Below are 14414 nucleotides of genomic sequence, written 5' to 3'. Positions count from 1 at the left end.
GCCAGAGTTCCTTCGACCCATGGCTTCCCTGACAACCGCCGAGCCGCCCGCCGCCCCGGCGAGGGCGACACGTATCGTGGGTATCGGCGCATCGGCTGGAGGGTTGGCGCCACTGGAGGAATTTCTGGCCGGGATCCCGCCCCACAGCGGCATTGCCTGTGTGGTGGTGCAGCACCTGGACCCCACCCACAAGGCACTATTGTCGGAACTTCTGCAGCGCGTGACAGCCATGCCGGTGCGCGAGGCCCGGCAGAACATGCGCATCGAGCCCGACTGCGTATACGTTATCCCGCCCAATACTGAACTGAGCGTCGTCGACGGAACCCTGCACCTGGCCAGCCCCCGGGAGCCGCGGGGAATGCGGCTGCCCATCAACGTACTGTTCTCTTCGCTGGCCGGCACTCAGGGTGAGCGCGCCATTGCCGTGGTGCTGTCCGGCATGGGCTCCGATGGCACGCTGGGCCTGCAGGCGATCAAGGCCGTGGGGGGTTGACGGTGGTGCAACAACCGGACACGGCGCAGTTCGATGCGATGCCCCAAAGCGCGATCGCCGCACAGTGTGCGGACATCATTGCGCCACCGGCGGAGTTGCCGGCGCGTATTCTGGCTTACGTCGCCCAGGTCCCCGACCCGGGTGTTCCGGCCGGCGGTGAGTCGGAGCCAGCACTGGAGCCCGAGCCACTACAGCGCATTCTCAGCCTGCTTCAGCGCAGAACCCATCACGACTTTTCCCTCTACAAGCCCAGTACGTTGCACCGGCGCGTGGAGCGGCGCATGGCAATCCACGATCTCACGACTCTGGCGGACTACGCGAATTTCCTGCAGGACAATTCCCACGAAATCGACCTGCTGTTCAAGGAACTGCTGATCGGGGTGACCAGTTTCTTCCGTGATACTGCGGTCTGGGAGTATCTGGCGGATGTCGCTCTGCCGGAACTGTTGGCGCGGCGTACGATGCAGCGCAAACTGCGGGTGTGGGTGGTTGGTTGCTCTACTGGCGAGGAAGCGTATTCGCTGGCGATCGTGTTCAGCGAAGCGATCCGCCGGCAGCGAGAGTACAGTGATTTCAGCCTGCAGATTTTCGCCACTGATCTGAGTCCGGGGGCGATAGATACTGCGCGCCGTGGCCGCTATCCGGCGTCGATCAGCGACGCCGTCTCCGCGCAGCGGCTGGCGCAATTTTTCACTGCCCGGGAAGGGAGTTACGACATCAACCCCGAGATCCGCGACATGGTGTTGTTCGCCCCGCAGGACGTGATTCTGGATCCTCCCTTTACCAAGCTCGACCTGATCACCTGCCGCAATCTGCTGATCTACTTCGATGCCCCCTTGCAGCGCAGCTTGATCCCGCTGTTTCACTACAGTTTGCGCGATGGCGGTGTGCTGCTGTTGGGCAGTGCGGAGACGGTGGGACGATTCAACAATCTGTTCCGGCCCATTCAGCCTACCCTACGTGTGTATCAGCGCCGGGATGATGTTCCCGGCGGCGGCGCGGACTTCATGATGAGATCCTTTCCACCCCTATCGAAGGTAACCAGGGAGCATCCAGTGCCTACTACCCATGACCTCAGCGACAACTTGCAGGCAGCCGCAGACCAGGTCTTGCTGCAGGTCTATGCGCCCGCAGCGGTGGTGACCAATGGTGACGGTGACATACTCTACATCAGCGGGCGCACGGGCAAGTACCTGGAGCCGGCCGCGGGCAAGGCCAACTGGAATATCCACGCCATGGTGCGTGAAGGGTTGAGGGTGCCGATCAGCGTTGCCCTGAGGAAGTCAACACCCGGCAGCGAACCGCAGCACCTTCATGGGCTGCAAGTACAATTGCCGGGCGGCGGCGAGCAGCGCGTCGAAGTCACGGTACAGGCACTTCGCGAGCCGGCCGCGCTGCGCGGCGCGACGATGATTGTGTTTCGTGATATCGCCCAGGTTCCGGCCGGAGAATCCAGGCGCAAGAACGGCAAGGACAAGACCACGCTGGAAGTATCGCACGAGACCGAACTGCAGCAATACCGGGATGAAATCCAGACCCTGAGCGAGGAAGCGCGAGCATCCAGGGAGGAATTGCAGTCCGCCAACGAGGAGTTGCAATCCACCAACGAGGAGCTTCAATCGACCAACGAAGAATTGACCACCTCCAAAGAAGAAATGCAGTCGATGAACGAGGAACTGCAGACCATCAACGCGGAGTTGCAGACCAAGCTTGACGATCTCGCCCTGGCCCAGAGCGACATGAGTAACGTGCTCAACAGCATCGAGATTGCCATTCTGTTCCTGGACCAGGGTTTGAACGTCCGCCGTTACACCGATCGCGCGACCAAAATCGTAAATGTCCGGGAAAGTGATGTGGGGCGGCCGTTCAGCGACCTTGCCACCAATTTGCAATACCCTGAATTGCACGAGGATGCACAGGAAACCCTGCGCACCCTGACATTTTCCGAGAAGCAGGTCCTCGCCAACGACGGCCGCTGGTTTACCGTGCGCATCATGCCCTACCGCCGGCTGGACAATGTGATTGACGGTGTGGTGATTACCTTTGTCGACATCACCGAGACAAAAAAGCTCGAACAGGCATTGCGCCGGGATTTGGAGGCATAGCTGATTGAGCTGAGGACGCGGGGAATCAGCGCATTTCCCGTTGCAGCAATGCGTCTACCGCCATTCCGTAGTCACAACTTTCCCCGGACCAGCGGGTTACTGCCGTTCTGGCATTGATATCCGGCACAATGTTTCGCAGCGCGGTGCCGGACGTTTCTGCGGAAGCGTCCGGGAACTGGGGAGCAAGGCTTGTTTCCAGTATGCGGCCCGCGGGTGTCTTGAAGACGAGCCGTCTGCCAGATTCGTTGCTTTGGGTGGAAAGGGTGAATGCGCCCCGGTGCAACTGCCGGTGGTGGTAGCGGCACAGAGTCACCAGATTATCGAGACTGGTCTCGCCGCCATCTACCCAGTGCCGGATATGGTGCGCATCCACATAGCGCGACTCGCAGCAGCCGGGGAAACGGCAGGTCCTGTCACGCATTTTCAATGCCCTGCTCATGGCGGCCGGGACGGTTCGGGAGCGGCGGCCTATATTGAGCACGTTGCCGTTCTTGTCATTTAGTACGGTCACCAGACTCGTATCACAGGAGAGGCGCCTGGCGGTATGCGGTGCGATCCAGCGCCTGTCATCCAGATTGCAGTGTGAATACTCGCAATCGGCAGCGTGTTGCTGCTTTCTGAGGGTCTCGATATCGACATGCAGCACGATCTGGCAGCGCTCGCTGCCTTTGAGTGCCGCCAATTCAGCGTTTGTGCCGCCGGTGGCGAGGAAGTGTTCACTGATCGCGATCAGTGCGTCAGCCCGGGTGTGTTCCAGCAACTCCTGGAAGCGGAAGGGCTCATTGGTTTCGAAGGGTGTCTGCCGGTTTTCCGCGGAAGCGGGTTCTTGCGACTGTCGCTTATATTCCGCCCGGAGTTGTGCCTGTTTCTCTTCCTGCACCGGTGCGACCACGGTTTCGATGGCCTTCACCAGCAGCGAACCGGCCTCCTGGGGCAGCCTGGCGTGGACTATCCACATGCCGTCCTCATCCTGGTAATACACCAGTTTGCGCGCCGCCTCCTGTTCCAGCTCCGCGTCGGTATCGTTCTTGCGGGTCACCTGTCTGTATTTACCTACCACTTTTTCAACATGGCTGGCGGTGCCGTACTGGGCGATACGCAGCAGAAAGTCCTCGTTCTCCGGCGTTGCCACCCGCGTCATGGCTCGCACCTTGGAGTAGCTGATCTCACCGGCGGCGAAGGCCGTATCGATCTGCGGCAGGGATTCCAGGCAGCCCGCCACCCGCACTTTCTCCCGCGCGGCGCTCAATGCAATGCCACATTTCCAGTTCAGCCAGTGGGCGCAGGAGCGCACGGTGCCGCCACCACTCCAGCCCTTGCGTTGGTCGAATTGGGCGATGAGTTTGAGCAGCCGATGGTTGGCGGCATTGATCTGGCCGGCGAGAAGTGTGATTTCGTTGGCGAGATGGTCGGTGTCAAAGTCGACGGGGATGGGAGGGAAGGCGAGATTGGTCATGGGGCTGTCTTCCTGGTGCTGTGTATTTGTACAGTATTAAGTGTAGGGCTTTGATCTGGAATGGCAATGTATTGGACTGTTTTGATGGATGGGAGCTGGCAGTGCCGGGGCGTTTCATCCCGCGACCACTGCGAAAGGGCTACACAGGAAAGCCCGTGCATCCTGACATTTTCCGAGAAACGGGCTCTCGCGGAGACAGTCTCTGGTTTACCGTGCACATCATGTCCTACCGCCGCCTGGGCGATGTGATTGTTGGCCAATTCATCTCTGCACCCGCGGGGAACAGACGTACCGGTTCCGGTCATACACTGTAACCAGCGGTTTATCCCCGCACCCGCGGGGAACAGGGCAGCTGTGCCACCAGCGCGGCGCGCGTAATCGGTTCATCCCCGCACCCGCGGGGAACAGTGAGCAGCGGGAGGATGCGGCGTGACAGTCCACGGTTCATCCCCGCACCCGCGGGGAACAGACCCGCGCGCGTTTCCAGCGCCTCATACTCGGCGGTTCATCCCCGCACCCGCGGGGAACAGTCGGCGATGCCCTCATGTTCGAAAGCCTGCTGCGGTTCATCCCCGCAACCGCGGGGAACAGCTGGAGGCTGGATACCGCGTCGGGAGTGCCGACGGTTCATCCCCGCACCCGCGGGGAACAGGGCAGCGGAGCCAAGGGCCCAACCGCACCAGCGGTTCATCCCCGCACCCGCGGGGAACAGGAAATGCTGGACGGTCCGCGCGGTGCGAATACCGGTTCATCCCCGCACCCGCGGGGAACAGGATCGAGGAGGTGATCGATGCGGAGATGGACGCGGTTCATCCCCGCACCCGCGGGGAACAGGTTACATAAAAAACGGGGTTGTCTGGCGTGCCCGGTTCATCCCCGCACCCGCGGGGAACAGGCAGGCGACATGGACATTGAGAGCCGCGAGACCGGTTCATCCCCGCACCCGCGGGGAACAGGCGGCAGGCTGATAGCCGAATTCGCGGACGTGCGGTTCATCCCCGCACCCGCGGGGAACAGGCCTGCTTCTCCGCCATGCCGTTGGATACCAGCGGTTCATCCCCGCACCCGCGGGGAACAGGGCCCCGCGAGATACAGCGCCCCGTTGCGGCCCGGTTCATCCCCGCACCCGCGGGGAACAGTTGCAGGCCATATTTTGCAAGGTCACTCATCGCGGTTCATCCCCGCACCCGCGGGGAACAGATGCCCGACTGCACCGCCTGGCACGGCTTCAGCGGTTCATCCCCGCACCCGCGGGGAACAGACCAGAACGAGCATGGCGTCATTGAGCTCAGCCGGTTCATCCCCGCACCCGCGGGGAACAGGCCAATATCTACAGGTGCTCCAAGATCAATGGCGGTTCATCCCCGCACCCGCGGGGAACAGGGCGGTAACCCGATATTACATGCCACTAATGCCGGTTCATCCCCGCACCCGCGGGGAACAGGGTCAGCGTGTTGCGGCAAGGCCCGGTGGTCACGGTTCATCCCCGCACCCGCGGGGAACAGTCATTGTAGAATCCTCGCACCTCTTCAGGACTCGGTTCATCCCCGCACCCGCGGGGAACAGGCGGTATCTTTTACACCCAGTCTCACAACGAGCGGTTCATCCCCGCACCCGCGGGGAACAGTGATCGATCCATTTCCGGCGACCGCGGCCGAACGGTTCATCCCCGCACCCGCGGGGAACAGGGGGAAAAGGATGATTTGATTAATGTTTATTACGGTTCATCCCCGCACCCGCGGGGAACAGTTCTCTGCCAGGGCGGCGGCATCGGAGGTGGGCGGTTCATCCCCGCACCCGCGGGGAACAGACCTCCACACCTTGTTGTACTAGGGCCGCCTACGGTTCATCCCCGCACCCGCGGGGAACAGCCCACTGAACGGCCAAACACATAGTCAACGAGCGGTTCATCCCCGCACCCGCGGGGAACAGGCAGCGGTGGGTATGGGGCAGAACGTCGATGCCGGTTCATCCCCGCACCCGCGGGGAACAGGTGCCCAGCGGGAGACGCGCACCGCCCCAGTTGGTTCATCCCCGCACCCGCGGGGAACAGTGTTCCTTCGTCTGCCCCACAATTAGGAAATACGGTTCATCCCCGCACCCGCGGGGAACAGGGGGCACAGCTACATTCGGCTCGGTCGGCCAGCGGTTCATCCCCGCACCCGCGGGGAACAGGCCGCAACACGGGTAATTACTGGATCGGGAAGCCGGTTCATCCCCGCACCCGCGGGGAACAGGGCTGGGTTGAGCAAGTGGAGACGATGCGCGACGGTTCATCCCCGCACCCGCGGGGAACAGAACAAACTTTTCATAGATGTTCATACTGACTCCGGTTCATCCCCGCACCCGCGGGGAACAGGATTAGGCACGTCCGGGAGTTTGGTTATCAGCCGGTTCATCCCCGCACCCGCGGGGAACAGGACATTTATCGAATTGGCTAAAGTGGTACATACGGTTCATCCCCGCACCCGCGGGGAACAGGCGAATATTGAGGCGAGGCCGGAGTTGTATGACGGTTCATCCCCGCACCCGCGGGGAACAGTTCAGGGGCACGAAGCCGAGCAGGAAGCGAAACGGTTCATCCCCGCACCCGCGGGGAACAGTAGGCCCGCTGATCAAGCGGACCTCCTACACACGGTTCATCCCCGCACCCGCGGGGAACAGTCAAAATAAGTTAGGTGTGCCTTGACATTAAACGGTTCATCCCCGCACCCGCGGGAACAGGGCCACATATTCGTGAATGAATCAGGCCACCACGGTTCATCCCCGCACCCGCGGGGAACAGATGGGGAATAGGCGCTTGGCATTCTGAATAATCGGTTCATCCCCGCACCCGCGGGGAACAGAGCCGGTGCGGCGCTCGATGTTATCCGGCAGGCGGTTCATCCCCGCACCCGCGGGGAACAGCTCGATGAGCTCGTCCATCCATTTGCTGGCGGCGGTTCATCCCCGCACCCGCGGGGAACAGGCGTCCACCTCCGCGCATGCGGCCGATGTCAGCGGTTCATCCCCGCACCCGCGGGGAACAGTGGCCGCCGTCGCAGCAGGACGCGATCCAATACGGTTCATCCCCGCACCCGCGGGGAACAGACCACCCCAATCACGGGAGATCCGCGTAATGGCGGTTCATCCCCGCACCCGCGGGGAACAGTTCGTCTCCTGGTGTGATTGCTTAATCGCTGACGGTTCATCCCCGCACCCGCGGGGAACAGGCTTTTGCCAGATCGCGGTCGGGTGTTGTTGGCGGTTCATCCCCGCACCCGCGGGGAACAGGGGCGACCACGGCATTCATCTCTGTCGAAATGCGGTTCATCCCCGCACCCGCGGGGAACAGGCGGGACTGGCGGCCGACTTCATGCCGGATCACGGTTCATCCCCGCACCCGCGGGGAACAGATGTGCGGCGGTATGTGCATGGGCGGGTTCTCCGGTTCATCCCCGCACCCGCGGGGAACAGCACCGGCGGCCACGCCCTCAAAACTCGGCATCCGGTTCATCCCCGCACCCGCGGGGAACAGGCCCGCCCCGTAACAGAGTGGGTTAAGTTTAGCGGTTCATCCCCGCACCCGCGGGGAACAGCTCAATCTCGGCAGCAGCGGCCGCCTCCCGGGCGGTTCATCCCCGCACCCGCGGGGAACAGTTCAGCAGGCGAAAATCCACCGCCATGCTGTACGGTTCATCCCCGCACCCGCGGGGAACAGTCGTGCAGGGATGGTGGGAGCTGCTTTCCCCGCGGTTCATCCCCGCACCCGCGGGGAACAGAATTGAGCCAGCCAGTGGCCACGATGTTATCACGGTTCATCCCCGCACCCGCGGGGAACAGTTGGCGGGGGGAGTTCACAGCTCAAGCTCCCGCGGTTCATCCCCGCACCCGCGGGGAACAGGTCGGTGGCTGTCCCGGCGGCATCCGCCGATGCCGGTTCATCCCCGCACCCGCGGGGAACAGTTGAGGGATAAGGGCTACACCTACGCCGAGCACGGTTCATCCCCGCACCCGCGGGGAACAGGTGTGTCGATCATGCTGCCCTCCTTGCGTTGACGGTTCATCCCCGCACCCGCGGGGAACAGGTACTCGCGGGTTTTGTGGAATGCCCAGCCAGGCGGTTCATCCCCGCACCCGCGGGGAACAGATGCCCGGTGTCAGCGTATAGCGCGGTTTTCGCGGTTCATCCCCGCACCCGCGGGGAACAGCACATGCCGGCGTAATAGCCGCGGCGGCGATGCGGTTCATCCCCGCACCCGCGGGGAACAGGATAAAAAGCTGGGCCTGACCGCCAAAGTCGGCGGTTCATCCCCGCACCCGCGGGGAACAGTCTTAAATCATGCCATTGATTTTAATGGACTTTTTCCAGTCCCAAAAATCCACCATTTATTTGGCCAATACCAACTTGTTAAAAAACAACCCTCAAGGCTTATTGAAGGGCTCAGGGAGAAATCGGACAAACCGTAGCCCATCCTCATCAATGGGCATGCGACGGTTGGTGCCGTAGGTTTGAAAGTCGTAACCAGACTCCGTATTCGTGGCCCAAGCCATAACAACGTTACCATCCTCCGCCAAGGCATTGATCTGTTCCCAGATCATTTCACGGACCTTTCGAGAGACGTTGCCTATATACACGCCCGCCCTAACTTCCAGCAACCAAACAGCCAGTCGTCCCCGCAGCCGAGGCGGAACAGCTTCCGTCACAACGGTAAGCATCGTCATTTATTCGCTCCTGTGCCCGACGTCGCCGATGGATTCTGGTTCGGGAATGGCCGGTGGCTGTGAGTCTTCTGGCATCGGTGGCGGTTGGATTTCTCCCGCGGCCAATACATCGTCGATGAGAGGAATCAGCCTTTGCAACAGTTTGGACTGCCGAAAAGCATCGCGGCATGCAATACGAACTTGTCGATCCGGTTGGGCGGGGTTCTTTGAAACCACATCGAAAGCGGCTGGAATGACGGTTTCAAACTTAACCAGGTCGGCTATATCATAGACAAAGGATTTTGACTTTCCGGTATGCAAGAATCCTATAGCAGGGGCATAGCCGGCAGCCAATATGGCTGCTTCCGTAACACCATACAGGCAGGAAGTTGCGGCTGACAGGCATTTGTTGACAATATCCGAGGAATCCCAGTTGGTCCGGTCATATCGCCGACCCTGCCAGTCGATGCCGTAGCGCTTGGCCAGGAGTTTGTACTCCTCCCGGACTCGAGCACCCTCTATCCCTCGGAGTTGGTCAATTGAGCGACGCTCAGGCGGCGCCTCCCGGAAACGGAGTTCAAACATCTTGCGAACCACCTTCAGACGCAGGCTGTCATCCAACGCCAACTTTGCCTGATAGAGCAAGCGGTCGGATCGGGCTCCACCCGGCTGCCCTACGGAATACAGTCGAACTGCGGAATCCCCGACCCAGATCAGCAAGGTGCCGGTAGTAGCCGCCAGTTTGACGGCCGCATGAGAAATCCGGGTACCAGGCTCCAGCAAAATCGCAGTACAGCTGCCTACTGGAATATGTTTCCGCTCACCGTTGACTTCATCAACAACTACGAAGGCCCCGTCCCGCACATCGATCTGACCACAAGAGATAAATACCATCGCCAGCCGTTCCTTGATGGGAATCGGCTTCAGCTTGATAAATGCCATAACCTACCCCCTAGGTATAGCGACGAATCATCATCAATCCACAGCCCATGGCCTTGGCGCGACCTATACCTTGAGCCAGTTGCTCCAGAAAGCGATCGGGATGCACCACCTGCAGAACCCCTTGGTAGTTGACCGAGGTAAATTGAATGGGTTTGGTCCGGCTATTGTTCCTATAGGTTTTGTACACCTGATGTTGCCGATGCTCGGTAACTTCTGGGGTGGATACGAACTCAATGCCCAGGCGCTGCTGTCGATCCGATTCCATTAGCCAGTCTTGTGCGGCCTGCTGCTGGATCGTACGCATATCCGCCTGCGATTCATTGTCCGGAGCCTGATATTTTGCGTGCATCAGAACGTCGACACGGTTTCCGCGCTTTCCCGGTGTGTCGGATTTCAACATGCGGGTAGGGTTGGCGCGTAGGGTATAGGCAAGCCGATCACCCGGCGTAATCTGCGGACGAAACGGTTTGGTAACGACTTCAATCCCTTCTAGCCCTGGCTCCGGCTCAGTTTGAGACAGGAGGTAATAACACACTCCGGCCTTGCCTTGTTCATACCGGAAGAGAAAGTCCCTTGCACTCTGATCGGGAAATAATTGCCACAATAGTTGATGCTGTGAATAGACATTCCCGGCATGAGCTTGTTGGGCCAAGCGTGACAGGACAAAGGCCTTTGAGGGTATTGCTCTGGATAAATACATTATTCCTTCCTCTCCAATCGAGCGCTGTGCACCAGACGCTTGTCAAATTGCCAGCGAAGTCTGGAGGTCGGCTCGTCCCAGCGTTCCGAGGTTTCTTGAGGAGAGAGCCCGATGGATACACCGTCCTCCCATTCGTAGCCGACCGTTTGACTGTATAGAACGGCTTCCACCACTGCTTGGTGAGCAATCGGATACTCATACTCGGAAAGCGCCTCATAAATACTTTCCACTTCCGACACCACAGGGTGCAAGGGAGCCGACAAGGGGCAAGATTTTCGGCCCAGGTACAGGGGAAACACCGGCTCGTCCAAAGCATCCCGAATGGCTTCCAGCGTACAGTCAGTGTCCTCGCGCAGTGTTATAGCGACCAGCCAGTGACCGTCGGTGCGATAGTCCCGTGTGGACAAAATGGTGTTGACGCCTTTGTGAGTATTTTCCAGCTCTGCCTTGCGATGGGGCCAGATTGCTTTTTTGTCGGTCCCCGGAACCTGAGCCGTGTGGTAATCCCGCAGCAAGTTTCCTTCTGACTCACACTTGATGGTGATGGCAACACTGCGATTCAAACGGGCAAGCTGCTCTTCCTGGTCACGACGAATTCCCAGTGCCGCTGCTAAAAGCCCCAGCACCGCGGAGCGGGACGGAGCAGATCGGGTGGGCCGGACACTCCCGATGGCAGTACTGCCCCAACTCGCCATGGCCCCATACAGGCGAAATATCAAACACTGCATAACGCCTCCTAGCTTTGGGTAGCCAGCTCAACCACTGATTGTAGGTTCCCCTCTCCGCTGACCGCATTAAAGCTCCTACGCTGTTCCGCACAGGGGCCATACACCGAGTCGAAATGTTCCACCTGCTTCTCCAGCGCCTGGATGGCTGCCGGCAGAAAATCACTCTTGATAGGTGATAAAAACGACGCGGAGAGACTACGCGGCTGCTTGTTACCTATTTCAATCATCATGTAGGACGCATAGGCGTAGGAACCGAAGCTATTTTGCTTGCCTTTCGGAGAAACGGTGGCGATTGCTTCTGTTAGGGCAGCAATTGCCTTATTTGCCAATGCTTCATCGTCGTCCAAATGATCCAGCAATGATTGCCGGTCGATACAGACATAGTTGTAAAAGACTGCAGAGGCAAAACCGGTTTCTCCGATGTGGGCTGCGCCGCGGTCATCATGTTCACTGTTGAGGTCGTCCACGGCGGTAAAGTAGTCATCCTCAACTGTGACCCCATGGACGCTTATAGCATGGGCGACTTGGCAGGCCGCTTCCACATTGAAGTTGGATGAGTCCGCCAGCATGCGACCAAACAAGGCGATGTCGACAGCTGTCGACTTTTTGAGAAGGGATTTCTTCTCCTCGTCGCTGGGCTGGCGGTTCTTATCTGCCAATGTCTGTGACAGAGTGTCAATGGCCTTCCACTCCTCGGGACTGATGAACACCAATTGCTGGGTCGTTACCTTACCTTTTTCCACCTTCCCAAACACGCCGGCAATATCAGATGCCCATTGTTCAGCATTCTTTGCTGTCACACCCTTTTCAACAAGAGATTGACGAACACGCACACCTATATCTTTGGTTCTTGTGCCCAGGTGCCCGCGCAATGCTTCCTGAAACAGATCAGAGGTACGCCAGTGGCGTTTCAGGGATTGGGAGCTAACCCTCAGGCGTTCGACTCCGCCCATCATGGCCGTTTTGGGGCGTCCCAGATCGTCCCGGTTCAGATTTGCTGGTGGATAGGACGTCAGAGTATGGATTTGAATAAAACGTGACATGAGTAGTTTCCTTGTAGTCTAGAGGTTATTGAGTCTTGGGGGTGATGGCGTAATAACCCATAGCCCATTGAAGCACCTGGCGCTTTGTCGGGTCGGTCTCAGGAGCGGAGGAGCGGTTTTGCCAGTACCAGTTCTCTATTTCACGAGCCAGACCTGTCACCGATACCGTATTGTCAATCTGCGGCAGAATTCTGCGCAGGCGACGGGCAAACTCCGTGGTGTCCCTGGATTTGATCAACTGCTGGAACCGCAACGTCGATACCTTGGGACGGTCACTACCATCGCTGGCTTTTTGAGCCATTGACTGGGCGAGTCCCATGTCGGCATCGTCCTTGACAGAAGACAACACCCAGGCAGCCAGGGCGGTCACCTCCATTTTCGGAGGCGATCGTTTTTCATCTGGAACCATTTGCCACAGTGCCTGAAACGGCTCTGACAGCATTACTTCTTCCAGATTTTTGCAACGCTTCAATATCGCCTTGTGAGCTGTCGGTAATGGCTGCCATTTTCTAGCGCGGCACAGCTCGGGTTTGACCAGACGGTGCCACCAATGGGCATAAGGCCCGATGTATTCAACGGTCTCAGTGTCTTTTTCGTCTTCTGTAGTCATGCGCGAGCCACCCCTTTCTCATTGAGTCCATGCTTTTTCAAATAGGCTTTGTCCAATTTCGTCCATTCAAGCCATCGACGTGCACCCAGTTTGCGCTCGAGATGCTCACTCTGGCTGGCGTCACTAAGTACCAGCGCGTCAAACAAATTGATTGCGTGGTTTTTCAGGCCACTGATCCACGTCAAACAATGTTCTGTATCCAGAGTTTGCTGGCCGGATTCTATATCGGCCTTGAGTCTGTCCACCAAGGCGTAGAAATCGTGTTGGGTAGCTGACCAGAACTGATCGTCGATAAAGCTCAAATCACCGCTGCTATCGCCCGCCCCAAACCAGGCACTCTTGCAGTTGCGACGCAGTGACTTGCGGTAATCGTTGGCTGCGTTGACATGTCCTCCCACTTCCTGAACAAACAACGGTATAAGCTCTGATGCCATAGCCAAAAACGGCATCCTCGCTTCATGCCAGGACCGCGCCTTCATATTGTCCATATCAAACCCGAATACCCAGACGCTAAGGTGATCTTCCAGTTCCAATTCTTCCTCGAGAAGTTCCTGGCTGGCCCCCAGTCGTGCAACGACTTTCGCCGGCAGATGGCCTTGATCTCGATCTTCGAACAGAAACTGATGCCACTGCCGGTAACCAATGCCACCGGGCTGGCCTTTGCTGGAAAAATACGCCTGTTCCGGCTTTTTGGGGTCGTAACGATAGGGGGTCAGAGGGTGAGACCAGGTTCCCTCGTAGTTGATACCGTAGTTTTTGGTGCGATAACTCGTCACTGTTACCGGAACTTGTTCGTAGGTCAGGTCACATCGGCCTTTCTGTTCGGTTGTTTCAAGCCGGATTCTCCGGGGCATGGCCCAGTATTGCTGCAATGGATGGATTCCCTCGTCACTGAAATAGACTTCTGTGCCTTTTTCCTTGCTACTGCGGGTAGGGGCAAGCCAGGGGAAAACGCTCTCGTCGTACGGGGAGGGTGGCTGTAGTTCTCGATATTGATTCACAGGCAACACGTTGAGCCAAAGCCGACGAAATAGACTGAGTGACGGATCGCTGGACACCACCAGGGTCGTTAATGGTCCCCCGCCTCGCAGACCGGTCCGGTGACCTTGTCCGCCGCTCGGGGCATTGATTTGTAGAGTGAACAGGGCCATGGCAGCCAGGGCCGGAGACAAGGCGTTGACTTGGTCCCGCTTGATAAAATGGTCCGTATTGAGCTTTAGCGTATTGCCCCCCGGGGCATCAATCAGGAGACTGGCGATCTCTACATGGGTGCCATCTTCCAGCGAATCGAAGTCCTGCATAAAACAGGGGCCGTCCCCGAACAGCTCGAACGCATGTTCAATCTTTGCCAGAGCTTTTGCCAGTTCGTCTGGAGACGGGGGAGTTTGGTAGTATTCCAGCCACTTGTCTTCATCCTGTGGTGGAAAGGCGGTTTGCAGAATGCCAATCAGAAACTGCCAGGTCGCGCCGTAGAAATCCTGTCGAGGCATCACGATATCCCGCAGATCCTCTCGCCCCAGCTCTTTTAGAGGCAGCATGGCGGTATCCCCTGAAGTCAGCCGAAATAGCAGCCACGGGTCTTTGCACAGATTTAAGGTCACTTGTATCCCCCCATTGTCATCCTAAAAGTCCATGAAAGACTGGCTCACCCAGC

Annotated in this window: 9 protein-coding genes, 1 pseudogene and 1 CRISPR repeat array; of the genes and pseudogenes, 2 read left to right on the top strand and 8 right to left on the bottom strand. The window is 58.8% G+C overall.

Annotated elements, in window-relative coordinates:
• Positions 1–19: 19 nt before the first annotated feature.
• Both G3T16_RS20895 and G3T16_RS03705 read left to right on the top strand, forming a co-directional pair.
• Positions 20–543: pseudogene (locus G3T16_RS20895) on the top strand (chemotaxis protein CheB); the annotation flags it as partial.
• Positions 532–2598: a CheR family methyltransferase gene (locus tag G3T16_RS03705; RefSeq protein WP_408610743.1), complete on the top strand. Its 2067-nt coding sequence runs from the start codon at positions 532–534 to the stop codon at positions 2596–2598. The pseudogene G3T16_RS20895 and the gene G3T16_RS03705, both read left to right, overlap by 12 nt.
• A gap of 25 nt (positions 2599–2623) precedes the next feature.
• On the opposite strand, the gene G3T16_RS03700 is transcribed toward G3T16_RS03705, so the two are convergent.
• The 8 genes from G3T16_RS03700 to casA all read right to left on the bottom strand — a co-directional run bounded on the left by G3T16_RS03700 (position 2624) and on the right by casA (position 14361).
• Entirely contained in the window at positions 2624–4054 is a 1431-nt protein-coding gene (locus G3T16_RS03700; RefSeq protein ID WP_163493886.1) for a DUF222 domain-containing protein, read from the bottom strand.
• A 257-nt stretch (positions 4055–4311) separates the two neighbouring features.
• A CRISPR array of direct repeats spans positions 4312–8366; the repeat unit is 29 nt; unit sequence CGGTTCATCCCCGCACCCGCGGGGAACAG.
• Between the two features lie 92 nt (positions 8367–8458).
• Positions 8459–8758 carry a type I-E CRISPR-associated endoribonuclease Cas2e gene (gene cas2e / locus G3T16_RS03695; protein ID WP_163493885.1) on the bottom strand — a complete coding sequence of 100 codons (300 nt, stop codon included), beginning with the start codon at positions 8756–8758 and terminating at the stop codon, positions 8459–8461.
• The gene (gene cas1e / locus G3T16_RS03690) at positions 8759–9679 is read right to left on the bottom strand and encodes a type I-E CRISPR-associated endonuclease Cas1e (protein WP_163493884.1); all 921 of its coding nucleotides are present in this window, start codon (positions 9677–9679) and stop codon (positions 8759–8761) included.
• A gap of 10 nt (positions 9680–9689) precedes the next feature.
• Positions 9690–10379 carry a type I-E CRISPR-associated protein Cas6/Cse3/CasE gene (cas6e, locus tag G3T16_RS03685; RefSeq protein ID WP_163493883.1) on the bottom strand — a complete coding sequence of 230 codons (690 nt, stop codon included), beginning with the start codon at positions 10377–10379 and terminating at the stop codon, positions 9690–9692.
• Positions 10379–11107 (bottom strand): type I-E CRISPR-associated protein Cas5/CasD, encoded by a 729-nt coding sequence (gene cas5e / locus G3T16_RS03680; protein WP_163493882.1) that lies wholly within the window; start codon positions 11105–11107, stop codon positions 10379–10381. Before cas5e ends, cas6e begins: the two co-directional genes overlap by 1 nt.
• Before the next feature lie 8 nt (positions 11108–11115).
• The gene (gene cas7e, locus G3T16_RS03675; RefSeq protein WP_163493881.1) at positions 11116–12150 is read right to left on the bottom strand and encodes a type I-E CRISPR-associated protein Cas7/Cse4/CasC; all 1035 of its coding nucleotides are present in this window, start codon (positions 12148–12150) and stop codon (positions 11116–11118) included.
• Between the two features lie 25 nt (positions 12151–12175).
• Positions 12176–12760: a type I-E CRISPR-associated protein Cse2/CasB gene (casB, locus tag G3T16_RS03670; protein WP_163493880.1), complete on the bottom strand. Its 585-nt coding sequence runs from the start codon at positions 12758–12760 to the stop codon at positions 12176–12178.
• On the bottom strand, positions 12757–14361 hold the full coding sequence (gene casA / locus G3T16_RS03665) for a type I-E CRISPR-associated protein Cse1/CasA (RefSeq protein WP_163493879.1): 1605 nt from the start codon (positions 14359–14361) through the stop codon (positions 12757–12759). The genes casB and casA overlap by 4 nt, the downstream gene beginning before the upstream one ends.
• Positions 14362–14414: the final 53 nt, after the last annotated feature.

Source organism: Kineobactrum salinum (assembly GCF_010669285.1).
GTDB lineage: Bacteria > Pseudomonadota > Gammaproteobacteria > Pseudomonadales > Halieaceae > Kineobactrum > Kineobactrum salinum.
Note: the sequence above shows the minus strand (reverse complement) of the source record. Positions and strands in the feature narration are given on the sequence as shown.